Here is a 22,202-nt window from a genome sequence, read left to right on the forward strand (position 1 = left end):
ATGACTACCGCAACGGCGCGCATCTCCCGCCCGGGACACCATGCAGCCACACCTTCACGGAACACCCGGTCGCGGGAACGCGCCCTGGCCTGGGCGCGGCGTGCACCGCTGCTTCCGGCCCTGATCTTCCTCATCATCGTCACCCAGCTTCCGTTCGTGGTGACGCTGATCATCTCGTTCCTGAACTGGAACAGCCTGAGCCCCGACAAGACCGCCTTCGCCGGCCTGGAGAACTACGTCACGGTCCTCACCGACCCGGACCTGCGCCAGGCCATCTTCACCACCATCCTCCTGACCGTCTCGGTGGTCCTGTTCAGCCTGCTTATTGGCCTGGGCCTGGCCCTGCTGCTGGACAAGAAATTCATCGGCCGCGGACTGGCGCGGACCCTGCTGATCGCACCGTTCCTGGTGGTCCCCGTGGCCGCGGCCCTGATCTGGAAGCATGCCCTGCTCAACCCCACGTACGGGCTGATCAACGGCGTCCTCACCTGGGCCTGGTCACTGTTCGGCAGCACCGCAGCGCCCCAGCTGGACCTCCTCTCCCAGGCACCCCTGATGGCCGTCATCGTGTCATTGGTCTGGCAGTGGACCCCCTTCATGATGCTCATCCTGCTCGCCGGCCTGCAGTCCCGGCCGATGGACACCGTGGAAGCCGCGCAGATGGACGGCGCCACGCCATGGGGCATCTTCCGGCACCTGACCCTGCCGCACCTGCGCCAGTACATCGAACTCGGCGGACTGCTCGGTGCGATCTACATCGTGCAGAACTTCGACTCCGTCTTCACCCTCACCGCAGGGGGACTGGGCACCGCCAACCTGCCCTACGCCATCTATCAGACGTTCTACTTCGCCAACGAATACGGCCTGGCCTCCGCCGCCGGTGTCGTGGTGGTCATCGGCACCATCATCGTGGCGACCTTCGCCCTGCGCACCGTTTTCTCGCTCTTCAAGAAGGAAGCAGCCCGATGAGCACCCTCACCGCACCCCAAAGCACACCCTCCGGCCCGACGGCCCTGAACACCGGCGCCCCCCGCCACGGCTTCGGAAAGTTCAGGGCCAAGTCCCGGATGGACCCCACCCGGAACAACACCGCGGCCGGCATCGGCGCCTGGCTGCTGGCTCTGCTCTTCGCCACACCGGTTCTGTGGATGATCCTGACCTCCTTCCACTCCGAAACCGACGCCGCCACCAACCCGCCCTCCATCGCGGCCAACCTCACGCTGGATGCCTACAGGGAGTTCTTCGGCGCGAGCTCCGGGGTCAGCCCGTGGCCGCCAATGATCAACTCCGCCACGGCCTCGATCCTCTCCACCATCCTGGTCCTCGCGCTGGCCATTCCGGCCGCCTACGCGCTGTCCATCCGGCCGGTGAAGAAGTGGACGGACGTGATGTTCTTCTTCCTCTCCACCAAGATGATGCCCGTGGTGGCCGCGATCCTGCCGCTCTACCTCTTCGCCAGAACCGTCGGCGCGCTGGACAACATCTGGTTCCTGATCCTGATGTACACGTCCATGAACCTGCCCATCGCGGTCTGGATGATGCGCTCCTTCCTCGCCGAGGTGCCGGAGGAAATGCTCGAAGCCGCCCAGATCGACGGCGCGGGCCTCCTGCTGATCCTGCGCAAGATCATCGCCCCCGTCGCGATGCCCGGTATTGCCGCCACGGCCCTGATCTGCTTCATCTTCAGCTGGAACGAACTCCTGCTGGCCCGCGTCCTCACCGGCGTCGTCGCCGGCACGGCCCCGGTCTTCCTGACCGGCTTCGTCTCGGGCCAGGGCCTCTTCCTCGCCAAGGTCTGCGCGGCCGCCGTCGTGATCTCCCTGCCCGTGCTGTTCGCCGGCTTCGCCGCCCAGGACAAACTCGTCCAGGGCCTCTCGCTCGGCGCCGTGAAGTAACCGGCCAACCCATCAATTCCCGAGGAATACTTCGATGACTACATCAACCGCACAGTCTCCCGCCCCCGGCAACGAACTGCCCGCCACCATGCGCGCCTCCGTCCTGAAAAGCCAGGGCGACATGGCAATGGAAACCCTGCCCGTCCCGCACCTCGAGCCCGACCAGGTCTTGGTGCAGGTCGCCGCCGTCGGCGTCTGCGGCAGCGACGTGCACTACTACGAGCACGGCCGGATCGGCGACTACGTGGTGGACCATCCGCTGATCCTCGGCCACGAACTCTCAGGCCGGATCGCCGCCGTCGGAACCGCCGTTGACCCTGACCGCATCGGCCAGCGGGTCGCCGTCGAACCCCAGCGCCCCTGCCGCACCTGCAAACAGTGCAAGGCAGGCCGCTACAACCTCTGCCCCGACATCGAGTTCTACGCCACCCCTCCGATCGACGGCGCCTTCGCCGAATACGTGACCATCCAGGCCGACTTCGCCTACGACATCCCGGACACCGTCAGCGACGAGGCCGCCGCCCTCATCGAACCGCTGTCCGTGGGGCTGTGGGCCTGCGAACGGGCCGGAATCCGCCCCGGCAGCCGCGTGCTGATCGCCGGCGCCGGACCAATCGGCCTCATCGCGGCGCAGGCTGCCCGCGCCTATGGTGCCACCGAGATCTACATTTCCGACATCGCCGACGACCGCCTGGCCTTCGCGCTCGAGCACGGCGCCACCCATGCGCTGAATGCCAGGACCGACAGCGTTGAAGGGCTCGACGTCGACGCCTTCATTGACGCCTCCGGCGCGCCCCAAGCGGTCCGTTCCGGCATTAAGGCCGTGGGCCCCGCCGGCAGGGTGATCCTGGTAGGGCTCGGGGCGGACGACGTCGAACTCCCCGTCTCGTACATCCAGAACCGGGAGATCTGGCTCTCCGGCGTCTTCCGCTACACCAACACTTGGCCCCTGGCGATCCAGTTGATCGCGGACGGCAAAGTGGACCTGGACATCCTGGTCACCGGCAAATTCACCCTCGCCGAATCCGAAGAAGCACTCAAAGCCGGCAAGCAGCCCGGCCAGCTCAAAGCCGTCGTCTACCCCGGCCGCTGACAGCCGGCCCGGAAAGGAAACACCATATGCTCACAGATGCAGCACTCACGGAACTCACTGTCGGCCTGGCCAAACCGTCCTATGACCGGTCAGCCCTGACAGCTGGGATCGTCCACTTCGGCGTCGGCGGCTTCCACCGCGCCCATCAGGCCATGTACCTGGACCAGCTGATGAACGCCGGCCTGGCACATGACTGGGCCATCTGCGGAGTGGGCGTCCTGCCCGGCGATGCCCGGATGAAGCAGGTCATGGACCAGCAGGACTGCCTGTACACGCTGGTGGTGAAGAACCCCGACGGCACCCGCGAAGGCCGGGTCATCGGCTCCATCATCGAGTACCTCTTCGCCCCTGACGATCCTGAGACCGTCATTGAAAAAATGGCGTCCGACGCCGTCCGGATCGTTTCGCTGACCGTCACGGAGGGCGGCTACAACTTCCATCACGTCACCGGAGACTTCGACGCCGGGAACCCCGACGTGGTCCACGACCTCCAGCCGGGTGCCGCGCCGCGCACAACCTTCGGGCTCATCACCGAAGCCCTGCGCCGCCGTCGTGAACGGGGACTGGCACCTTTCACCGTGATGTCCTGCGACAACATCCAGGGCAACGGTGATGTGGCCCGGAAGATGTTCACGGCCTTTGCTTCGCTTAAGGACCCGGCACTTGGCGCCTGGGTCGCCGAGAACGTGCCCTTCCCCAACAGCATGGTGGACCGGATCACCCCCGTCACCACCGACGACGACCGGCAGTCAATCGCCCGGGAATTCGGTGTGGAGGACGGTTGGCCGGTGGTCTGCGAACCCTTCGAACAGTGGGTTCTGGAAGACCACTTCAGCCTGGGCCGCCCGCCCTTCGAAAAGGCCGGCGTGCAGCTGGTGGAGGACGTGGAGCCCTACGAACTGATGAAGCTGCGGCTCCTCAACGCCAGCCACCAGGGCATGTGCTACTTCGGCTACCTCGCCGGCTACCGCTACGCGCACGAGGTGGCGCAGGACCGGCTGTTCGCCCGGTTCCTGCTGGACTACATGGACAAGGAAGCAACCCCGACCCTGCAGCCGGTACCCGGCATCGACCTCGACGCCTACAAGCGCACGCTGATCGAACGCTTTTCCAACGAATACGTCCGCGACACCCTTGCCCGGCTCTGCGCCGAGAGCTCCGACCGGATCCCGAAGTGGCTCCTGCCCGTGGTCCGCATCAACCTCGAAAACGGGGGAGAGATCAAGCGGTCGGCTGCCATCGTGGCGAGCTGGGCACGGTATGCCGAAGGAGCGGACGAGCAGGGCAACCGGATTGAAGTGGTGGACCGGCTCAAGGACACCCTCATGGCCGCCGCCGCACGCCAGCAGCAGGAGCCGCTCTCGTTCATCTCAAACCGTGAAGTCTTCGGGGACCTGATCGATAACGAGCGCTTTGTCACCGCGTACTCCGAAGCCCTGGCCAGCCTGCACCGCGGGGGCGCCAAAGAGACGCTGACGAGCCTGGAGTCCTGAGTTCCCCCGTGTCAGGCAGGTCCGGTGGCGAACTGTCACCGGACCTGCCGGCGTCATTGCAGTTTTTCTTGGCCTCTGGCTGCGCTCAGCCCTTCGGGTTTATGGAGCGCTGAGCCTTTCGGCGTTCCAGCCTCTTGCGGACCCTGCCTTTGCCCGAGGCCCTTCCGCGAAGGAACAGGTGCTCGACGAAGGTCAGCGCACCCTCGATGAGCAGGAGTATGAAGTCAACGACCATGCGGCCCCCATCTGCGGCTTCCGTTTGAAGTGCTGGTGCGATCCAGACTTGCCCAGTCTTCCCTATGGCTTGAGCCTTGGCATGGGCTCAGCGGAAAGACAGTGCGAGACCGAGCATGGCCAGGGCGAGTATGGGGAAAAGCCAGTTGGTAATCAGCACGACTACTTTCGTGCCCGTTCCGTTGCTGTGCGTGGTGGTGGAGCGCGGGTCCAGGATGTCGTCGTTATTAGGGCGGAGAGATCGGATGGTGTTCATGGTCGACAGGACCACCATGGTTAGGGCGCTCCCGATCAGCCATGGCAGCGGGTCAATCGCTAGCCATGCTCCGGCTGGGGTTGTCGGCGCTACGACGCCGGAGAGGAGTCCGGCAAGCGCGCAGATTGCACTCAGGGCGATAAGTACCCAGATGCGTCGGATGACGGCAGTGAGATAGAGCGGCAGGAGGGCTATGAGCACGACTGGTGTGGCAACAAGAGCTAACTGCGCAGGTGAAACCAGCATCTGCTCCGACCGGACCGCGGACACGACTGCCTGATTGAAGAGAAGGAAGGCCAGCAGTCCGAGCAGCGACGGCCAGAGCGCCCTCCGCACCCACTCATGTTGCGGTGCAGAGGGTAGTTCGAGCGCAGCGGCGTAGACCCGGGCCGGTCCGAATGCTTCCTCAGCCCGCTGGCCGGTGTCGGCGAGGAGCTCGTGCGCGCTTGCTACGGTGTCACCGATGGCGCTCCCATGTACCTGGCGCAGGCGAAGTTCCAGAACGAGTTCGTCGAACCATTTCTTATCGGTGGTCTCATGCATCATGTGGAGGACTCCTTCGTGTGCACCTCGGGGTCGAGGTAGTGGGTGCTGAGGTTGGTGAAGCGTACCCAGTCAGCGGTGAGGCGGATGAGTTCGGCGCGGCCGTGATCGGTCAGTGCGAAGTACTTTCGGCCGGGGCCACCCTCGCCGGCCCTCCATTCGGTGGTTACCATGCCGGCAGCCTCGTAGCGGGTGAGAAGCGGATACAGGGTGCCCCCCTTGACGGTGCCGAACCCGTTGCGCTCGAGTTCACTGATGATGGCGTAACCGTAGGAGGGCCCGGCGGACAGTGCGCGGAGGGCCAAGAAGCCCAGCGTTGCTCTAAGCCAGTCGCTTGGCCAGTGCGCGCCCCCTGCAGTTTCGGGCGCTGAAGTGGAAACATCCATGACTATATTGTCAGTCTAAGTAGTTAGCCTGTAAAGCATCGGCACCCAAGCGGTTCCTTCTTCCTATTCATTTGTTCCGCCGCATGTTTTGCTAAGGGCGTGGAGGTGTCCGTAGAGCGGGCGAAGAAATGGTCAGGACGCGCGCGCCGCTATTACGAACTTACGGAAGAGGGGCATCGCGATGAGCGCTAGTCGATGGGCCCATGGACTGGGCGCGAGGACCACACATCGCTGGGCCGCGGGCTTCGCTGTGACGGCCCTGCTGGCGTTCATAGGTGCTACCGGGCTGTTGTTGAGCAACGCGATAATGCTCCCGGGAGCAGGGTTTGTTCGGCTCGTGTTGGCGGTGTTCATTGGACCGCTCGCTTCAGCCCTCTCCGCCGTCGTCCTTTTGCATCAGGCTGGGCGGCTCTCAGCCCCGGCGGCACTGTCCACCGCGGCAAGTGCCGTACCGGCGTGCGGTTTGGCGGCCCTGTCCGCAGCGAGTTGGTCGGTCGGTTTCGACGAAGCTGATGCGGGTCTGGCTCGCAGCTGGTTTGGATCGTCGACCCTCCTGTTCTTCATCCTCGGGTGGGTGGCCGGAACGGCCTCGCTCGTTGCACCGGTCACCTCGGTGCTGGGCAAACGGGGCTCTCCACCCCGCCTCTTGCAAAGTACGTTTCTGGCAGCACCTTTGGCCCTTGTCCTCGGTGCACTGATGCTGATGGCACCAATGGTCGGTACCCTCGGTGCTGTGGTGCTGCTTGTCGTAACTCTGCGACACGGCAGTGCGCAGCACCCGGCGGCACGACGTGAAACTGTTCCGGTAGCAGCGCGAACGCGGACACCCACACCCGCTTGGACCCGAAGGAGGGACGCCGCAGCCGGCGCAGCCGCGCTGCTGACCTTGATTGTGGGACTTGGGTGCGCAGTGTTTGCCCTCACCGGCAGTAACTGGGCAACAGCTTTGGATTCCACCCGAGCCATGAACCTCGGCCTGGCCGCTGGCGCGTTGGCAGCCATCCCTGCGACGGTGGCTGCGGGGATGATGCTGACCCCGCGGTTTGGCAGCGTCATGCGCTGGTCGGCCCTCACCTGTTGCGCAAGTCTCATCGTGGAAGCGGCCGCCCAGCTTCTCGGGGCCGGGCATCCCACGCAGTGGCCGCTTATCCTCGTCGCAGCAACACTGATGGGCTTCGCGGTTGCACTGCCTTTCGGGCGGCTCATTCCTGGAGGGCGCTCACTCCGTATTGGCGTGACGGCGATGCTCGGCTTCGCCGGTTCGATCATCGGACTCAACCTGGTGGCAATGGCCGCTTTCATCGCACCGATTGCTGCCGCCGCACTCGTCGTTTGGTCACTGATTCGGCTGTCAGGGCCGGGTGCAAAACCAAGCCAGCCACTGGTCAGGCTTTAACGGGTGGCAGACTGATTGCAAGCAGCAAGATGTCGCCGGTCGCGCGGCTGCTCGGCTAGGCGCGTTCTACGGGGAGCCACAATTCACAGCTGGCTGTGCTGAAGTCGGCGGCGCGGTCGAGGATTGCCACGATTGAAGGGCCGGGCCGGAGCCGCCACGGGCTTGACGGGAACCAGTCGGTGGCGGTGGCAGCCCACGTGGACTGCAGGACCGCCGGGTACTCACCTTCGGCTTTAAACACCGCCCAAGTACCGGCAGGAACCTCGATCGCGTCGAGCTCCTCGGGCACCGGCGTCTTGTCGGCGACGGCGACGCCGTGGAGGTAGGTCAGTCCGCTGCCCTCCGTGTAGTCCGGGTCCACATCCGCGCTCACCTGGAGCAGGCCCGCCGGCTCGGTGTTGCTCAATTCCTTGAGCCGAATGTGCTCGCCTGCCGGCAACGAGGCGATGTGCGCTTGGATGTGCGGATTGGCGCCGTGGTGGATGAGTGGCACACGGGCCGAATGGCCGATGAGTCGGAAGGCCGGTCGATCAGCAATGCGGGTGTCCATCGTGGTGTTTCCTTCTACGGTCAGGCGGAACCTGAGCTGCGGTTGCGTGCGGAGGGGGCCGCCGGCTCGGCGCACGTCACCAGGGGCGACGCCATGCACCGATCGGAACGCTCGGCCGAATGCCTCGGTCGAGCCATAGCCGTACTTCACCGCGATGCCCAATAGCTCGCCCTCTCCGAGAACGTCCGCTGCGGCGACCGCCATGCGGCGCCTCCGGACATACTCGGACAGCGGCATACCGGCCAGTGATGAGAACATCCGGCGGAGGTGGTACTCCGTCGTGCCGAGACTCATCGCCAAGCCGGCGACGTCGATCTCGTCTGTCAGGTGGCCCTCGACGAATTCAACGAGCCGGTTGAGCACTGCGATCACGGTTCCCCCTTTCGACTTCAAGCCTGCCCGTCTGCTTCGCCCCGCACCCTACTATCGCCGTCGGATCCGATCATTATCCATCTCGCAGGCCCGCCCGTAAGCTGGTCCGTCTAGCCCAGAAAAACTTAAGGAACACGCATTGCCGATCAATGGACAGACGCTGAAAGACGACGGGTTCACCGGATTCAGATCATTTGATCAGCTGGATATCAACCGGGTCCCACGGGCTCCCGGACTCTATGTAGTGCTCAAACCTGAGGGCTTCGAACGGGTGTTCCTTGCGAAGAGCTCGGGAACCCGCTTCAAGAAGCGGGATCCATCCCTGCCCAAACCTGCCTTGGAGGCGGAGTGGATCGACAACGCGGATGTCCTCTACATCGGAAAAGCCGGCCCAGGAAGCACGGGCAACCGCGGACTGCGAAAGCATATCCAAGAGTTCACTGACTTCGGCCGCGGGAAGCCTGTCGGCCATTGGGACGGCCGGCTCATTTGGCAACTCGCCGACTCCAAATCGCTCATCATCGCGTGGAAGGAGTTGGCAGCTGAGGAGCTGAACCATGCCGAAGCCGCGTACCACGCGGAATTCGTCAGGAATTACGGAAAGCTGCCCTTCGCCAACTTGGTCCAAGCCAGGAAGAAGGGAGTCTAAGCACTGGAGGGGACCGGCGTTCAGACTCTGTACCCTTTCACTCATCCTGGCCAGCCCGGCCAAAGTGACCCGGCCAGTCCTTTGCCCGGATGCGGCGGATCTCCTGGATCGGCCCAAGCGTCGCCCACTCATTGCGCCCCAACCGGGACAACGGCTCCAAAAGATCAATCTGCGGATGGTCACCCTCCAACACGCGCGTGGACACGACCGCGTAGACCACCTCACCAAACACCAGCGTGCAATTACCCAGCGGTAAGGTGCTGTGCAACCGGCATTCCAAAGCCACCGGCGAATCCTTCACCCGCGGAGGACGCACCACAGCGCTCGGTTCCCGGGACAAACCAACGGCGTCGAACTCACTCGTCTTCGGCGGAAAGTCCGTCCCGGTGGCATTGACCTCTTCAAACAGGGAAGCCGGGGTGAGGTTCACGACGAACTCACCCTGCGCCTCGATGTTGCGCAACGAATCCTTCTCGCCCACCGAAGTGAACTGAACAATGGGCGGATCCACAGACGCCACCGTATAGAACGAATGCGGTGCCAGATTGTCCACACCCTCCGCCGAGGTAGTGGACACCCAAGCGATGGGTCTGGGAACCACCACCGCAGTCAACAACTGATAAAAATCCCGCGATGACATCTGTGCCGGATCAAAATCTTTCCGCGCCATGTGCCCTCCTGCTCTCTCCAGCCACCCGCCCCACCTCGGTGCAGGCCTTCTCATCCTTCCTTGACTGTAGCCCCTGCCTGTCGCCGGCACCCTGGACATCTTCCGCCGGCGAAGGGCAAGCAGTTATGGTCTCTTTCACAAAGGGTGCTTCACTGCGCGCAACCGGCATCTTGACTGCTGATGGGAAGGAAATGTCATGAGCGCCGCTCACAACCCATCTCCCGAGGCGAGCGCGCAGCCTGGCCGAGCTTCCGCCGGCCGTATCGAGGCCATCGCCGGGGAGATCGCGTCAGCCGCGCACATCCCAGGGATTTCCATCGCGGTGGCCACCCCGGACAAGGTCCTCTACGCCGGCGCCGTCGGATACGCCGATCTGGCACGGCGGCGCCGCGCCCAGCCCGAGGACCAGTACCTCTGGTTTTCCATGACCAAGATCGCCACGGCGACCGCGGCGATGCGGCTGCACGCCGATGGGCTCCTCGACCTTGAGGTCCCCATCGGCACCTTCCTGCCCGGCTACCGACCGCACCCGGGGCACGGCCACCCGACCACGCGGCAGCTGCTCACCCACACCGCCGGACTGGGCAATCCACTACCCGTGCGGTGGGTCCGCCCCGAGCATCAACCGGAGGACCCGAATCGGCTCACCAGCATCGTCGTCAAGCACGGCACGCCACACAAAACGGTGGGCACCCGGGCGGCCTACTCCAACATCGGCTACCTCCTGGCGGGGGAGGTCATGCAAGCCGCCACTGGCCGCCCGGTCGAGGAATGCGTCCACGACCTGGTGCTCAACCCTTTGGGCATGACCGCGACGGGGTACTACTACAACCGCGAGGCTCCCCGGGCGGTTGGCTACGTGCGCATGGCACGAGGGCTGCGACCGGTGCTGGTTCGGATATTGCCTAAAGGGATCGTCGGAGCGCAGGTTGGGCGGTACACCAGCCTGCACCCGTTCCTGGTCAACGGCCCCGCATACGGGGGTCTCGTCGGCACCGCCGCCGACGCCTGCCGGTTGGCCGCGGCACACGCCGCCGCGGCTGCGGACCCGCACCCGGTCCTGGAACAGGGAGACATCGAGGATATGCGAACCATCAACGCCCAGGGCAAACGGTTTGACCACGGGATCGGCTGGTTTCGTAGACCAGCAGACGCCACGCGAAGCCCTGCGTTTGTCGAGCACTACGGGACCGGCGGCGGCTTCTGGAACGCCATGCGCGTCTATCCCGATGACCGGCTCGCCATGGTGGCGATGGCCAACACGACCGCCGCCTGGGACGTCGACCGTCTCTTCACCCAGCTCAAGGGCCTGTCATGGGCAGAACTCGCCCGTGAGACCCACCATGACTAAGGCGTTCCCCAGGATCAGCATTTCCCACTCGACGAACAGACAGTGGCGCCTCGCCACTGGAGCTAATCGCTCCGCCTTGGTAGCTTTCAACGCATGGCCATCAAACTTGAGAATGTGGGTATCGCTGTTCGCGACATCGAAGCAGCAATCGCTTTTTTCACGGATCTCGGTCTTACGGTCATCGGCCGTGACACGGTCAGCGGCGAGTGGACCGATACTGCCGTTGGACTTGACGGAAACCACGCCAAAATCGCGATGCTCCAGACCCCCGACGGTCATGGCCAACTTGAGCTCTTCGAATACATCCATCCCGAGGCGATCGAGTCGGAGCCAACGCGTCCCAACGACATTGGCATGCACCGCGTGGCCTTCTCGGTAGACGACATCGATAAGGCCCTTGAGGTAGCTGCAAAGCACGGATGCTATCCGCTACGCGGCGTGGGGACCTACGCCGACCTCTACAAGCTCACGTACCTCCGCGGTCCCAGCGGAATCCTCGTGATGCTCGCCGAGGAACTGAAGAAAGGCAGCTGACGCCGGGAATTCAGGCACCTAACTGGCGACCGCCTCCTTTGCAGCCGTCTCCTTCGCCTTCATCCATTCGCTCAGCCACGGCGCCCGGACGCTCGAGGTGATGCGGCAGTCGGCCACGAAGGTGCCCCTGGCGCCGGCGTCGATCCAGTCCTGGAGCGCGGACAGGTCCGCCAGTGTGCGGATGATCGCCGACTCGGCCCCGATCGCGCGGGCGATGCCACTGAAGTCCACCTCGGGGATCAGCATGGGCTTTTCGGTCAGGCCCTGCGAACCGTACTGATGAATCTCGGCCCCGTAGGCGGCGTCGTTATAGATCACGACGACGGCGCTGCTCGCCGCGCCCACGAGCGACTCCAGGTCGGACAGGCCCATCAGGAATCCGCCGTCGCCGGCGGCCAGCACCAGGGTGTTGCCGTCGTCCACTGCCCGGGCGGCCCCGACGGCGCTGGCGAGGCCGAGCCCGATCGACTGGAAGGCGGTTCCCACCATGACCAGGTCCTGGGGGCGCGGGATGCGCCAGTACATGGGTGCCCAGCCGAGGAAGTGCCCGCCGTCCTGGACCACGGTGCGGCGTTCCGGCAGGACGGCATCCAGTGCCGTGGCAAGCGCCCGGGGGTCAAGGCGGCCGTCCGGGGTCTCCGCGGCGCCGGGGTGGTGGCAGGGTCCTTCGGCCAGGCGCTTGACTGCCTCCGCGCGCCAGGCCTTCGATGCCTCGGCCCCGGAGAGGGCGATATCCAGCAGGCGGAGGAGCCGGCCCGCGGCGGTCTTCGCGTCCGCACTGACGAACAGGTCCACCCGCGGGTTCGTCGGCTCCATGCCCGCGTCAATCTGGATCACGGTGGCGTCCGGGCCGATCAGGTGCCCGAAGCGCATGGTGAAGGGGCTCAGGCTTGCTCCCGCCACGAGCACCACGTCCGCCTCGCGCATGGGCCCGGCGGCGGTATCCGTGCCGAATCCGCCTGCGACGCCGAGGTAACCCTCACCCTGCAGCAGGCTCAGCGCCAGTGCCGTCCCGGCCGTGAGCGCGCCGAGGCGGTCGGCGAGTTCCCGGAGTTCGGGGCCGGCGCCGGCGAGGTGCGCACCGCGGCCGGCAAGGATCAGCGGCCGCTTCGCGACGGCCAGCAGTTCGGCCGCCCGTCCAAGTCCGCCGTCGACGACGTCCGCAACTGCTGCCGCCCGCGGCGCGGGAAGCTCTTCCTCCGCCGCCCCAACGGCCGCCAAGTCGTACGGAATGGCGATGACGACGGCGGTCCGCCGGGCAAGTGCGTACTCCAACGCTTCCTGGGTGATGGAGCCCGCGGCTTCACGGGTGACCGTGAAGGTGGCCGCTCCCAGCCCGGCGGCGATGGCCGCCTGGTCCACGTCCCAGGGCCGGAGGCCGTTGCTCGGGGCGTCCCCGGTGACGAGCACGGTGGGGATCTGCGCCTTGACCGCTTCCGCGAGGGCCGTCAGGGCGTTGGTGTAGCCGGGGCCGTAGGTGGTGGTCCCGGCCGCGAGGCGCCCGGATGCCCGGTAGTAGGCGTCCGCCGCCGCGATGGCGCCGCCTTCATGGCGAACGGCGGTGAAGCGGAGGCCCTCCTTCTCGGCGGCGTCCAGGAAGTAGACGTTTCCGTTGCCCATCACGCCGAACACATCGCTGAGATAACTGCTGAGAACCTGCGCCACACGGCCGGACACTGTAAGTGAAGTCATGCAGGAATCGTCGGATCCAGACGCTCAATAAGCAAGAGACCGGCTTTCGGCTGGGAGATTTGTCAGTAAAACTTAGAAGTACTGCGAATCTGCACAACTGTGGCAGCGGTCACCCCACGCTAGCCCGATGTACGAGATTCCTGCTGCGACAGCCGGTTCAGCAGGCCGTCGAAGCGGGGCGGCATGAGTTCCAGGACCGAAATGGCGGTGCTGGTCCGCTGGATCCCCTCGATTTCCAGGATCTGGTTGGTGATGCGGTAAAGATCGGCCGTGTCCCGGGCCACCACCTTGGCCATGAGATCCGCGTCCCCCGTGGTGGCATGCACCTCGATGACCTCCGGAATCGCTTCGAGTCCGTTTTCCACCGAGCCCGCGCGGGTCTGGCTGATGGCCAGGGAAAGGAAAGCCATCAGGCCGTAGCCGAAGGCTGCCGGATCCAGCCTCCGGCTGAAGGACCTGAGGGCGCCGCCGCGCTCGAGCCTGGCCAGGCGCGCATGCACCGTGTTCCGTGCGACGCCGAGTGTCCGGGAAAGTGCCAGGGCGCTGGCCTCCGGGTCCTTGTCGAGGGCGAGGATGATCCTGGCGTCCAAGGAATCAAAGGCGCGGGGATTCGGGATGGTCATATATTCACCACAGACGTTAGAAGTTGAGCAGAAATCCCAAGGGACCAAGAGTATCTTGCAATGTGGCCCCGGTCACTTCCATGATCAAGCCTCATGACCACAGATCAGATCCTGACGGCAACCGAAACCGCGCACCCCATCCTGCGTGCGGCGGTATCCGGACTCCCGTCCTACGTCCCGGGCCGGCGCAGTGCCGGCGCGGACATCGCGGCCCTCGCCAGCAACGAAAGCCACTACGAACCCCTGCCCGCGGCCGCCGCCGCGGTGGCCGAAGCGGCCGGCAGGATGAACCGCTACCCGGACATGGCCGCCGTCGAGCTCCGTGAACGGATCGCCGGGCACCTCGGCGTCAGCGCCGGGGAAGTCGCGGTGGGACCTGGCAGCGTCGGCGTCCTTCAGCAGATCATCACCGGGATCTGCGACGCCGGGGATGAAGTGATCTTCGCGTGGCGGTCTTTCGAGGCCTACCCCATCCTGGTGGAGCTGGGAGGTGCCCGGCCCGTCCGCATCCCCCTGGACGACGCCGAGGGCCACGACCTCGACGCCATGGCCGCCGCGGTCACCGAACGGACCAAGGTGGTCCTGCTCTGCACGCCCAACAACCCGACCGGCGTCCCGATCAGTCACCAGCGCATGGAGGCGTTCCTCCGCTCCGTCCGCTCCGACATCCTCGTGGTGATCGACGAGGCCTACGTGGAATACGCCGAGGCCGGCAGCGGGCCGGACTCCCTGGCTCTCTACCGCGAGTACCCGAACGTCTGCATCCTTCGCACCTTCTCCAAGGCCTACGGACTGGCCGGCCTGCGGGTGGGGTATGCCGTGGCGGCTCCGGACATCGCGGAGGGGCTGCGCCGGACCGCCATTCCGTTCGCCGTGACGGCTCTGGCCCAGAAGGCTGCCGTCGCTTCGCTGGACGCGGCGGACGAGATGCAGGCGAGGGTCGCCGTCGTCAGGAATGAGCGCTCGCGGCTGGCCGCACGGCTGGAAGCCCAGGGCTGGAAACTGCAGCCAAGCCAGGGCAATTTCCTGTGGATCCGGGCAGACGATGACCTCACGGCGAGGCTCGTGGCCGCCTTCGACCGGGCGGACATCATGATCCGCGCCTATCAGGGCGACGGCATCCGGATCACCGTTGCCGACCCCGCCTCCAACAACCGCGTGCTCCAGGTTTTGACAGCCGTCCTGGCAGCCCAAGCGGCCTGAAACCCCCACCCGTTCCACCTTTACCCGTTCGACAGACAACCCAGAGGATTCCCCATGGAACAACAGACAATGACGTCTGCCCCGGCGCTCGGCGCCGCCCTGAAACCCCGCCAGCTCACAATGATGGGACTCGGAAGCGCCATCGGCGCGGGTCTCTTCATCGGTTCGGGCGCCGGCATCCAGGCCGCCGGCCCGGCGGTGCTGATCTCCTACCTGGTGGCCGGCACCCTCATCATCCTGGTGATGTGGGCCCTCGGTGAGATGGCCGCCGCCAACCCGGACAGCGGGGCCTTCTCCGTCTATACCGCCCGGGCCTTCGGGCCCGTGGCCGGCGCCACCGTGGGCTGGCTCTGGTGGCTGCAGCTGGTGGTTGTCATCGCGGCTGAGGCGCTGGGTGCAGCAGGCCTGCTTTCCACGATCTTCCCCGCCCTGCCGGTATGGCTGATGGCCTTCGTGTTCATCGCGGTGCTCACCGCCGTGAACCTCACCCGGGTGAAGAACTTCGGTGAATTCGAGTTCTGGTTCGCGCTGCTCAAGGTGGCGGCAATCGTCGGGTTCCTCCTCATCGGCGTCGCCCTCCTCTTCGGCTGGCTGCCGGGCGTCCAGTCACCGGGGGTGGCCAACTTCACCGGAGGCGACTTCGCCCCGCACGGTTTCGCGGGGATCGCGACGGCACTCTTCGTGGTGGCCTTCGCCTTCGGCGGCACCGAGATTGTCTCCGTGGCCGCCGCCGAAACCCAGGATCCTGCCCGCAGCGTCGGAATGGCCGTCCGCACCGTCCTCTGGCGCATCCTCATCTTCTACATCGGTGCGATCTTCATCATTGCGGCTGTGGTTCCCGTAGGGTCGGCGGGCCTGAAGAGCCCGTTCGCTGCCGTGCTGGAGGCCGCAGGCATGCCCGGCGCAGCCACCGCAATCACCCTGGTTGCCGTCGCGGCACTGCTCTCTGCCCTCAACGCCAACCTCTACGGCGCCTCCCGGATGGCGTTCTCCCTCGCCGAGCGGGGTGAGGCGCCGCGCAAGCTCGCTTTCCTGTCCAAGGCCCGGGTCCCGGTCGTCGCAGTCCTGGCCAGCGTCTCCTTCGGCGTCGTCACGGCCGTGCTCGAGGTGGCCTTCCCGGAGAAGGTCCTTCCCCTCCTGCTGAACATCGTGGGATCGACGTCCCTGCTGGTGTGGGCTTCTGCCCTGCTCGCCCAACTTGCACTGCGTCTCCGTGCGGACCGTGAGGGAACTTTCCTTCCGCTGCGGATGGCGGGCTTCCCCTGGCTGACGGGCATCGGCCTGCTCATTCTGGCGGCCATCTTCACGGTTGGCTTTATTGGCGAGGATTCCCGTCCCCAGCTCCTGAGCACTTTCGGCCTCGTGGCCGTCCTGGCGGCGGGGAACTGGCTGCACCACCGTTCCATGAAGCGCTCCATCAAGGCACCGGAGCGCGCCGAGTCCCCGGAGCGTGTCGAGCCTCCGGTGCTTATCGACTGAACCCCGGCTTGGGGATTCCGAGCAAATTGGAGGGCGCGTCCGGCCTGGCCGGGTGCGCCCTCCTCTTCCCATTCGCCTCACCCCGAGTTTTTGTCCAGATAATCCTCGTTTGGGACGATTCAAGTCGCGATATCTGACCAAAAAAACTCTGTGAGTCTTGCAGTGGCTGGTCTGGGACTAGCTGGCAGTGTTGATGCCGGTCGTTCTGCCTCGCGCGTGACTCGAAAAAACAATTGCCCCTTGAGGGTGCATTTCCCCCGACTTGTCCGCGCTGGGTGGAGCGACCGGCATTGACCTGTCCCACGACGGTGGCTTGATCAGAAGCTTGCCCAGCCCCTGCGGTTGTGGCTCATCACAGTACTGCCTCGACGTGACTCCTCCCAGCTCAGTGCCGGTCGCGATGCGACCCGTCTTGCCCATTCGAAAGGAAGGAGGGTGGCCGCGTTGACCATCGTTGCGCAGACCCGCCCATTCGTCATCGGCGTGGACTGCCACGCCCGCACACACACTTACGCCATCATCGAGGCCAGCACCAAGCGACAGGTCGCGTGCGAGCAGTTCCCGACCACCCCGGCAGGGATTGCCCGGGCACTTGCCTGGGTAGGCCGACGGTCAGACGGCGATATGTCCTGTCTATGGGCCGTTGAGGGTATCGGCTCCTACGGGGCGCGCCTGGCCCGGGCAGTAACCGACGCCGGCTACGACGTCGCCGAAGCTCCACGGATGAACGCCCGAGGGCGCCGCGCGGTCGGCAAATCCGACCCGCTGGACGCCGCAGCCATCGGAACCGCAGTCCTGGCCCTGGAGGAGTCCCAGCTTCGAGCCCCGCGCCGGGACGAAGGAACCCGGGCCGGACTCAGGATCCTCAGCACAGCCCGAGATCAGCTGACCCGGGACCGAACAATGAATGTCAACGCACTCATCGCCCTGCTCCGGGCACACGATCTCGGAATCGACGCCCGTAAACCATTGGTTCCCGCCCAGATCGCCACGATCACCCGATGGCGGGAACGGCAAGAGCAGATCGAACTATCGATCGCGCGCGAGGAAGCAGTCCGGTTGGCGCGCCGCGTTCTCGAAGTAACCACCCAGCTGACTGCGAACCAGAAGCGCATGACAGAGCTGATCCAGCAAAGCCCCGCCGCACCGCTATTGGAGATGGTCGGCGCCGGGGCCGTCACCGTCGCCACCGTCCTGACGGCTTGGTCGCACCCAGGAAGGGTTCGCAGCGAAGCTGCCTTCGCCTCACTGGCAGGAGTGAATCCCTTGCCAGCCTCAAGCGGTAACACTGTCCGGCACAGGCTCAACCGGGGCGGTGACAGGCGCCTGAACCGGGCCTTGCACACCATCACCATGACCCGGATGGTCCACGACCCTGGAACACGGGACTATGTCACCAAACGCACCGAAGAAGGCCGCAGCTACCGCGAAATCCGCAGATCCCTCAAGCGCTACATCGCCCGAACCCTCTACCGCCAACTCAACACCCTGTACGCAATCGCGGAACCGACTCGACCCCACCCAGAAGGTGCAGACCTCAGGACCGATGTTTGTCGGGGAGTCAACGTAAGCTCACCGACAAAGATACGATCTGTCGAACTCGGAGGGGTTGGATGAGTGCAAGTCAGTACCGCGGACAGTTGGACCGGAAGCGTAAACAGCGCATGGAGGCGGAGAAGAAAGCTGGGGAGTACCGGAATAAGGAAACAGTGAAACGTTCTGCCGCTGCCAAATCACGGGCCGCTGCGGAGAAATCAACAAGCCCGACCGGCGCATCCAGCAAGCGACGAGAATCTGAGCGCTATGAAAATGAGGCCGCCGGGGCGGGCAAGGAAGCGAACCGCTGGCAGGACAAGGCGGCTGCCTATGCCCGGGAGGAATCTAGCCTGCAGGGCAAATTAGCAAATGCGGAGCGCTCTGAAGCCGACGCGGCCGAGCGCAAGAGAAAGCGCGACCAGCAGCAGAAAGACCGCCGCATAGCGGCTGACTCTGCCGCGCTAAGCCGCCGGATTGTTCAAGCTGAAGCCATGGCCAGCAGCGCGGTGAGGAGTTTGCCTTCTCCGAAGCCGGAGCGTTTGAGAATCCTCATTCTCGGGGCAGCTTCCAAAGGCGACCTCCGCGTCGGGCGAGAACAGAAACGCATCCGAGCGGCTGTAGAAAGCGCCCTTCACCGGGATCTCGTCGAATTGGATGTGCGGCCTGCAGCTACGACTTCCGACCTGCTCGATGGGATTACCAAGTTCCGGCCTCACGTAGTGCATTTCTCCGGGCACAGCAATGATGACCTGATTATGTTCGAACGCGATGAGGACGCAAAGCATCAGGGCGTCATAGTTAGTGCAAGAGCTTTTGCGTCCGCCGTCAGGGCGACCGACACCCCACCGCTCCTGGTCCTGCTCAACTCCTGCAACTCCGCAGCCCAGATTGACCAGCTCGTAGACGATGTCGCTCCATTCGCGATAGGGATGGCCGATGAGATAAACGATGGTGACGCCATCAGGTACGCCGCACAGTTCTATGCAGCGGTTGCCAACGGGCAGTCCATTCAGTCGTCTCATTTCTCGGCACAAGCCGCTCTTGAACTTGGCGGTCTTGAGGACGCAGAATTGCCAACTCTAGCCTGGGCCGCCGATGTAGACCCTTCGATCACAGTGTTGGTCAAGCCCGCTGAGACGCTCTAACGATCCTCGCTAGAGCGTCCCATACCGCTAGGAATCCAAGGCGCCCAGGTTTCGAGAGACGTTGCGTCGGGCTAGACGCAGCTTCGGGTGCCCGTAGGGGGATCCTCTTACGTGACTTATCGAGTAAGGCCATGACTCGGACGGGGAGCCGACAAAGCGAGGTAGTCGCGGCTTACTTCATCGCCGGGTGAGGTTCGTTGGCAGGGTTCAATGGGCGTCGATGAGACGGGAGGTTCGACGCTCAAAAGTTTTTTGGCTGTGGTTTAGTAGCCCCATGGATAACAGCTTTATGAGTGGGGGCGGGGTCTGGTTCGCCATCGCGCTGATCAACGCCGGGTTGGCTGAACAGAAGAACCGAAGCCGGCTCGCATGGTTTTTCATCTCAATGTTCATCGGACCATTCGCCACCCTGCTCGTCGTAGTGCTTCCGCCGCCGCTGGCGGCTTCCGCCGTACGTCGGCGATGAGTTAGGCACTGACTCGCGCAGTTTCCCTGCTTTGCACGCTGACGAAGGTGCCATCAACATGTCTGGCGGCCGCGGCCGCGTCTGAATGGGGATCGGCTTATGGGAAGCCCCACGCGAGCCGCGACGAGGGAGACAGCATTGATGGACGGCGCCGAGTCCTCAGCGCCGATCAGGAAGCCGTGATCTGAGTTCTTCTGCGAATGACGCGATGGCCCGACGCCTGTCTCGGGTGAATGTTCTAGCCTGCATGTCCAAAACTGCCCGGCTCCCGTGCTCGTCCAAGCCCAACAGCTGACCCACCCGACGGATCGCTTCGTCCATGTCCTGAGAATCCTCAATCTCATGGAAGACCTCGTCTCGCCGATCCATCGCCTGCACCAGAGCCTCGTGGAGCATCAACTGCTGCCTGAGCTGCCGCTCGTCCTCATCCATGCGGCGATTCTCGCACGACGAAGGTCATGGCCTGGAGTGCCGGTGGAGGATCCTTCTACGGGCGTTCCGATTACTGCCCCGGCGTCGTCCCCCTAATTCTGCGAGTACATGCTCAATGAGGGGTTGCTGCCAAGAAAGACGGCTAGAGCTCCCGCTGAGATCAGCGCGATGAGCCCTCCCGTGGTAAGCCCGAGCAGCACCCCTGGCGGCGTGTCGCCTCTTTCGTTCAGCGCGATGAAAGCGGCCGTTACGAGCGCGGCGAATACGAGCAGGGGCCCGATTACCGCGCCAATCCACCTGCGAGTTGATGAGTCAGCTCTATTTCCGAGGGCGCGGCTGACCAGCTCCAGCCCAATCACGGCAATGACTTGCCAGCACAGGACCGCGCAGACACCCCAGAGGATTGCCTGGGCAGCGAGAGGACCCGTTTCAGGGAAAAGGGCGACCGTCCGATCCACCGCCGCCGGCCACACCCACACCTGCACCACGACGGACAAGAGAAGTAAGGCCACCAGCGCGACAAACAGTGCGAATAAGATTCTCCGGCTAAAAAACAGGCTCGGCTGAACTGTGCGTTCTTTTACGTTCCCCATGGCCAAAGCGTAACCCTCCCCTCGGAGACGGCCCAGCCACGTGGGAATGAAATCAAACGATGCCAGGCAGCCTTCCTCAACTGTCCCGTAAGACGGTCGATCACCGTGCCCAGGAAACGCGCCGCCACGTCCCGTGCAGTTACTGGCCCAGGCCATGTACGTAAGACCCGCACGATCAAATGCACGGTGACGGGGGGATTACTGCAACCCTGTTCCTCATGACTGGAATGAAGATCGGTTATGCCAGGGTCTCGACAAACGACCAGGACCTAACCGCCCAACGAAACGCTCTCCTTGCCCTTGGTGTTGAAGAGAAGCAGATCTTCGTTGATCACGGACTGACGGGATCTAACCGTGTGCGCCCTGGCCTCCGCGAAGCGTTGGCGGCATGCCGAGCCGGCGATACGCTCGTGGTGGCCAAGCTCGACCGGCTGGCGCGCTCTCTTTCCGATGCCAGGGACATTGCCGATGAGCTGACGGCCAAGGGTGTTGTGCTTAGTCTCGGCGGCAACAGTCACGACCCGACCGACCCGGTAGGACGGCTGCTGTTCAACGTCCTGGGTATGGTGGCCGAGTTTGAGGCGGATCTGATCCGGGCGCGCACCCGCGAGGGCATGGCTGTCGCAAAGGCGAAGGGGCGGCTGAAAGGCAAGCAGCCAAAATTGTCCAAGACGCAGCGGAAGCACCTGCTGGGACTGCATGACGCCGGCGAGCATACGCAGGCCGAACTGGCCGAGCTGTTCGGGGTGTCACGGACGACTGTGTACCGCGAGCTTCAAAGGCGAACCATCTGAAGACGGATGCGGCCCCCCGCTAAGAGTGCCACTAAGCGCTGCAAAAAGAACGCCATTTAGCGCTGCGATTCACAGGCTGAAGCTGCGCAACGCTCTCCCGCCACCAGCAGGCCCGTGCTGCACGGCGAGAGCACCACTACGTAGCCCGGAAACCACGCGCTGCTTGAACACTCCGGTTTCCGGCCTCGCTTAGCCAGCGCCCAGCTCGACTGCACGGACCTCGCTTCGCTCGGGCCGTAGAAGCGTTTTTCTGTTTTTGCTGCTGTCCTCCGGATCGTACGTGCCCGCTCCACCGACTCAACCGTCCTACGGACGGCTGCGCAGCCGATGCCTTGTGTCGGCGCTTCGCTTATTTCCTCCCACAATCCATCCGCTGCTTGCCCTTCGGGTTGCCCCGGTTCCGTCGGGCACAGCTACGCGTTGCTCCGCCAGCAGGCAAAAACAACCGGGGGGAGAGGGGACGCTGGCCGGTCACCAAAGCCGCCCCACCCACCGGATCCTCAGCAAAGGACGAGAGAAACCATGAACGATCGCATTGCACGCGCAGCCCTGACCCGACTCTTCGAACCCGGCGACCGTGTCGGTCGGGCCCTCGTGGGCAGGCTCGGCGCGTACGCCGCGTTGAGGCTTGCCACCGGCGCCCAGCCCGTACACGCCATTCCGACTTTACAACGGCACAATTTACGCATCACAGAAAGCGGTCTTTCTGTCAACTCTTCCGTCAGACTTCGCTCCCATCGTGGTGGTCAAGCGCTGGTCCCTTTGTTGCCGCTCCTTTCGCACCACTGTTGTAAGGCAGCGGGATTCAAGTCTGCGC

Annotated in this window: 22 protein-coding genes and 1 pseudogene; 14 read left to right on the plus strand and 9 right to left on the minus strand. The window is 64.5% G+C overall.

Features of this window, described 5'->3' with window-relative positions; translation table 11 throughout:
• Genes CXZ05_RS03325 through CXZ05_RS03340 form a run of 4 tightly spaced genes read left to right on the plus strand, consistent with a single transcriptional unit; the run spans position 1 to position 4,481 of the window.
• Positions 1-969: a carbohydrate ABC transporter permease gene (locus tag CXZ05_RS03325; RefSeq protein WP_102971267.1), complete on the plus strand. Its 969-nt coding sequence runs from the start codon at positions 1-3 to the stop codon at positions 967-969.
• Entirely contained in the window at positions 966-1,895 is a 930-nt protein-coding gene (locus CXZ05_RS03330; protein WP_102971191.1) for a carbohydrate ABC transporter permease, read from the plus strand. Before CXZ05_RS03325 ends, CXZ05_RS03330 begins: the two co-directional genes overlap by 4 nt.
• Before the next feature lie 34 nt (positions 1,896-1,929).
• Positions 1,930-2,988 (plus strand): NAD(P)-dependent alcohol dehydrogenase, encoded by a 1,059-nt coding sequence (locus tag CXZ05_RS03335; RefSeq protein ID WP_102971192.1) that lies wholly within the window; start codon positions 1,930-1,932, stop codon positions 2,986-2,988.
• Between the two features lie 26 nt (positions 2,989-3,014).
• Positions 3,015-4,481 carry a mannitol dehydrogenase family protein gene (locus CXZ05_RS03340; RefSeq protein WP_102971193.1) on the plus strand — a complete coding sequence of 489 codons (1,467 nt, stop codon included), beginning with the start codon at positions 3,015-3,017 and terminating at the stop codon, positions 4,479-4,481.
• A gap of 85 nt (positions 4,482-4,566) precedes the next feature.
• Here CXZ05_RS03340 and CXZ05_RS22970 read toward each other — a convergent pair whose 3' ends face one another.
• From CXZ05_RS22970 to CXZ05_RS03350, 3 genes are all read right to left on the minus strand, one after another.
• Positions 4,567-4,716, minus strand: coding sequence for a hypothetical protein (locus CXZ05_RS22970; RefSeq protein WP_180987249.1), 150 nt, complete (start codon positions 4,714-4,716; stop codon positions 4,567-4,569).
• Positions 4,717-4,803: 87 nt separating this feature from the next.
• Positions 4,804-5,517: a hypothetical protein gene (locus tag CXZ05_RS03345; protein ID WP_102971194.1), complete on the minus strand. Its 714-nt coding sequence runs from the start codon at positions 5,515-5,517 to the stop codon at positions 4,804-4,806.
• The gene (locus tag CXZ05_RS03350) at positions 5,514-5,900 is read right to left on the minus strand and encodes a PadR family transcriptional regulator (RefSeq protein WP_102971195.1); all 387 of its coding nucleotides are present in this window, start codon (positions 5,898-5,900) and stop codon (positions 5,514-5,516) included. The genes CXZ05_RS03345 and CXZ05_RS03350 overlap by 4 nt, the downstream gene beginning before the upstream one ends.
• 910 nt (positions 5,901-6,810) lie before the next feature.
• Here CXZ05_RS03350 and CXZ05_RS03355 point away from each other — a divergent pair.
• Positions 6,811-7,296 (plus strand): hypothetical protein, encoded by a 486-nt coding sequence (locus tag CXZ05_RS03355; RefSeq protein ID WP_146033043.1) that lies wholly within the window; start codon positions 6,811-6,813, stop codon positions 7,294-7,296.
• 55 nt (positions 7,297-7,351) lie between these two features.
• On the opposite strand, the gene CXZ05_RS03360 is transcribed toward CXZ05_RS03355, so the two are convergent.
• Positions 7,352-8,218, minus strand: a complete 867-nt coding sequence (locus CXZ05_RS03360) for an AraC family transcriptional regulator (protein WP_102971197.1) — start codon at positions 8,216-8,218, stop codon at positions 7,352-7,354.
• Between the two features lie 139 nt (positions 8,219-8,357).
• Between CXZ05_RS03360 and CXZ05_RS03365 the strand changes: the two genes are divergently transcribed.
• On the plus strand, positions 8,358-8,867 hold the full coding sequence (locus CXZ05_RS03365; protein WP_102971198.1) for a hypothetical protein: 510 nt from the start codon (positions 8,358-8,360) through the stop codon (positions 8,865-8,867).
• A gap of 37 nt (positions 8,868-8,904) precedes the next feature.
• Here CXZ05_RS03365 and CXZ05_RS03370 read toward each other — a convergent pair whose 3' ends face one another.
• On the minus strand, positions 8,905-9,537 hold the full coding sequence (locus CXZ05_RS03370) for a flavin reductase family protein (protein WP_180987250.1): 633 nt from the start codon (positions 9,535-9,537) through the stop codon (positions 8,905-8,907).
• Positions 9,538-9,733: 196 nt separating this feature from the next.
• Between CXZ05_RS03370 and CXZ05_RS03375 the strand changes: the two genes are divergently transcribed.
• Together CXZ05_RS03375 and CXZ05_RS03380 are read left to right on the plus strand one after the other, a co-directional pair.
• Positions 9,734-10,888: a serine hydrolase gene (locus CXZ05_RS03375; protein ID WP_102971199.1), complete on the plus strand. Its 1,155-nt coding sequence runs from the start codon at positions 9,734-9,736 to the stop codon at positions 10,886-10,888.
• A 93-nt stretch (positions 10,889-10,981) separates the two neighbouring features.
• Complete coding sequence (locus CXZ05_RS03380) at positions 10,982-11,422, plus strand: VOC family protein (protein WP_102971200.1); 441 nt, start codon at positions 10,982-10,984, stop codon at positions 11,420-11,422.
• Positions 11,423-11,440: 18 nt separating this feature from the next.
• On the opposite strand, the gene CXZ05_RS03385 is transcribed toward CXZ05_RS03380, so the two are convergent.
• Together CXZ05_RS03385 and CXZ05_RS03390 are read right to left on the minus strand one after the other, a co-directional pair.
• Positions 11,441-13,114: a thiamine pyrophosphate-binding protein gene (locus CXZ05_RS03385; protein ID WP_102971201.1), complete on the minus strand. Its 1,674-nt coding sequence runs from the start codon at positions 13,112-13,114 to the stop codon at positions 11,441-11,443.
• A 119-nt stretch (positions 13,115-13,233) separates the two neighbouring features.
• Complete coding sequence (locus CXZ05_RS03390) at positions 13,234-13,737, minus strand: Lrp/AsnC family transcriptional regulator (protein ID WP_102971202.1); 504 nt, start codon at positions 13,735-13,737, stop codon at positions 13,234-13,236.
• A gap of 93 nt (positions 13,738-13,830) precedes the next feature.
• Here CXZ05_RS03390 and hisC point away from each other — a divergent pair, with 93 nt between their 5' ends.
• The 5 genes and pseudogenes from hisC (at position 13,831) to CXZ05_RS03415 (ending at position 19,566) form a co-directional block, all read left to right on the plus strand.
• The gene (hisC, locus tag CXZ05_RS03395; RefSeq protein ID WP_102971203.1) at positions 13,831-14,940 is read left to right on the plus strand and encodes a histidinol-phosphate transaminase; all 1,110 of its coding nucleotides are present in this window, start codon (positions 13,831-13,833) and stop codon (positions 14,938-14,940) included.
• A 54-nt stretch (positions 14,941-14,994) separates the two neighbouring features.
• Positions 14,995-16,419 (plus strand): amino acid permease, encoded by a 1,425-nt coding sequence (locus CXZ05_RS03400; protein ID WP_180987251.1) that lies wholly within the window; start codon positions 14,995-14,997, stop codon positions 16,417-16,419.
• A gap of 444 nt (positions 16,420-16,863) precedes the next feature.
• Positions 16,864-17,907: pseudogene (locus tag CXZ05_RS03405) on the plus strand (IS110 family transposase); the annotation flags it as partial.
• Between the two features lie 125 nt (positions 17,908-18,032).
• On the plus strand, positions 18,033-19,100 hold the full coding sequence (locus CXZ05_RS03410; protein ID WP_102971205.1) for a CHAT domain-containing protein: 1,068 nt from the start codon (positions 18,033-18,035) through the stop codon (positions 19,098-19,100).
• A gap of 274 nt (positions 19,101-19,374) precedes the next feature.
• Entirely contained in the window at positions 19,375-19,566 is a 192-nt protein-coding gene (locus CXZ05_RS03415) for a hypothetical protein (protein ID WP_102971206.1), read from the plus strand.
• 159 nt (positions 19,567-19,725) lie between these two features.
• Here the strand turns inward: CXZ05_RS03415 and CXZ05_RS03420 are convergent, their stop codons facing one another.
• Both CXZ05_RS03420 and CXZ05_RS03425 read right to left on the minus strand, forming a co-directional pair.
• Positions 19,726-19,998 (minus strand): DNA gyrase subunit A, encoded by a 273-nt coding sequence (locus tag CXZ05_RS03420; protein WP_102971207.1) that lies wholly within the window; start codon positions 19,996-19,998, stop codon positions 19,726-19,728.
• A 92-nt stretch (positions 19,999-20,090) separates the two neighbouring features.
• The gene (locus tag CXZ05_RS03425) at positions 20,091-20,591 is read right to left on the minus strand and encodes a DUF2975 domain-containing protein (protein ID WP_258006422.1); all 501 of its coding nucleotides are present in this window, start codon (positions 20,589-20,591) and stop codon (positions 20,091-20,093) included.
• A 227-nt stretch (positions 20,592-20,818) separates the two neighbouring features.
• Between CXZ05_RS03425 and CXZ05_RS03430 the strand changes: the two genes are divergently transcribed.
• Positions 20,819-21,385, plus strand: a complete 567-nt coding sequence (locus CXZ05_RS03430) for a recombinase family protein (protein WP_102971270.1) — start codon at positions 20,819-20,821, stop codon at positions 21,383-21,385.
• Positions 21,386-22,202: the final 817 nt, after the last annotated feature.

Origin of the sequence: Arthrobacter sp. AFG20, from assembly GCF_002892795.1 — a bacterium.
Classification (GTDB): Bacteria; Actinomycetota; Actinomycetes; order Actinomycetales; family Micrococcaceae; genus Arthrobacter.

What these genes read in the sequence shown, in the direction of transcription:
- CXZ05_RS03325 (WP_102971267.1), top strand. Translation starts at nt 1, where the DNA reads ATGACTACCGCAACGGCGCGCATCTCCCGCCCGGGACACCATGCAGCC.
- CXZ05_RS03330 (WP_102971191.1), top strand. Translation starts at nt 966, where the DNA reads ATGAGCACCCTCACCGCACCCCAAAGCACACCCTCCGGCCCGACGGCC.
- CXZ05_RS03335 (WP_102971192.1), top strand. Translation starts at nt 1,930, where the DNA reads ATGACTACATCAACCGCACAGTCTCCCGCCCCCGGCAACGAACTGCCC.
- CXZ05_RS03340 (WP_102971193.1), top strand. Translation starts at nt 3,015, where the DNA reads ATGCTCACAGATGCAGCACTCACGGAACTCACTGTCGGCCTGGCCAAA.
- CXZ05_RS22970 (WP_180987249.1), bottom strand. Translation starts at nt 4,716, where the DNA reads ATGGTCGTTGACTTCATACTCCTGCTCATCGAGGGTGCGCTGACCTTC.
- CXZ05_RS03345 (WP_102971194.1), bottom strand. Translation starts at nt 5,517, where the DNA reads ATGATGCATGAGACCACCGATAAGAAATGGTTCGACGAACTCGTTCTG.
- CXZ05_RS03350 (WP_102971195.1), bottom strand. Translation starts at nt 5,900, where the DNA reads ATGGATGTTTCCACTTCAGCGCCCGAAACTGCAGGGGGCGCGCACTGG.
- CXZ05_RS03370 (WP_180987250.1), bottom strand. Translation starts at nt 9,537, where the DNA reads ATGGCGCGGAAAGATTTTGATCCGGCACAGATGTCATCGCGGGATTTT.
- CXZ05_RS03375 (WP_102971199.1), top strand. Translation starts at nt 9,734, where the DNA reads ATGAGCGCCGCTCACAACCCATCTCCCGAGGCGAGCGCGCAGCCTGGC.
- CXZ05_RS03380 (WP_102971200.1), top strand. Translation starts at nt 10,982, where the DNA reads ATGGCCATCAAACTTGAGAATGTGGGTATCGCTGTTCGCGACATCGAA.
- CXZ05_RS03385 (WP_102971201.1), bottom strand. Translation starts at nt 13,114, where the DNA reads ATGACTTCACTTACAGTGTCCGGCCGTGTGGCGCAGGTTCTCAGCAGT.
- CXZ05_RS03390 (WP_102971202.1), bottom strand. Translation starts at nt 13,737, where the DNA reads ATGACCATCCCGAATCCCCGCGCCTTTGATTCCTTGGACGCCAGGATC.
- hisC (WP_102971203.1), top strand. Translation starts at nt 13,831, where the DNA reads ATGACCACAGATCAGATCCTGACGGCAACCGAAACCGCGCACCCCATC.
- CXZ05_RS03400 (WP_180987251.1), top strand. Translation starts at nt 14,995, where the DNA reads ATGGAACAACAGACAATGACGTCTGCCCCGGCGCTCGGCGCCGCCCTG.
- CXZ05_RS03410 (WP_102971205.1), top strand. Translation starts at nt 18,033, where the DNA reads ATGAGTGCAAGTCAGTACCGCGGACAGTTGGACCGGAAGCGTAAACAG.
- CXZ05_RS03415 (WP_102971206.1), top strand. Translation starts at nt 19,375, where the DNA reads ATGGATAACAGCTTTATGAGTGGGGGCGGGGTCTGGTTCGCCATCGCG.
- CXZ05_RS03420 (WP_102971207.1), bottom strand. Translation starts at nt 19,998, where the DNA reads ATGGATGAGGACGAGCGGCAGCTCAGGCAGCAGTTGATGCTCCACGAG.
- CXZ05_RS03425 (WP_258006422.1), bottom strand. Translation starts at nt 20,591, where the DNA reads ATGGGGAACGTAAAAGAACGCACAGTTCAGCCGAGCCTGTTTTTTAGC.
- CXZ05_RS03430 (WP_102971270.1), top strand. Translation starts at nt 20,819, where the DNA reads ATGAAGATCGGTTATGCCAGGGTCTCGACAAACGACCAGGACCTAACC.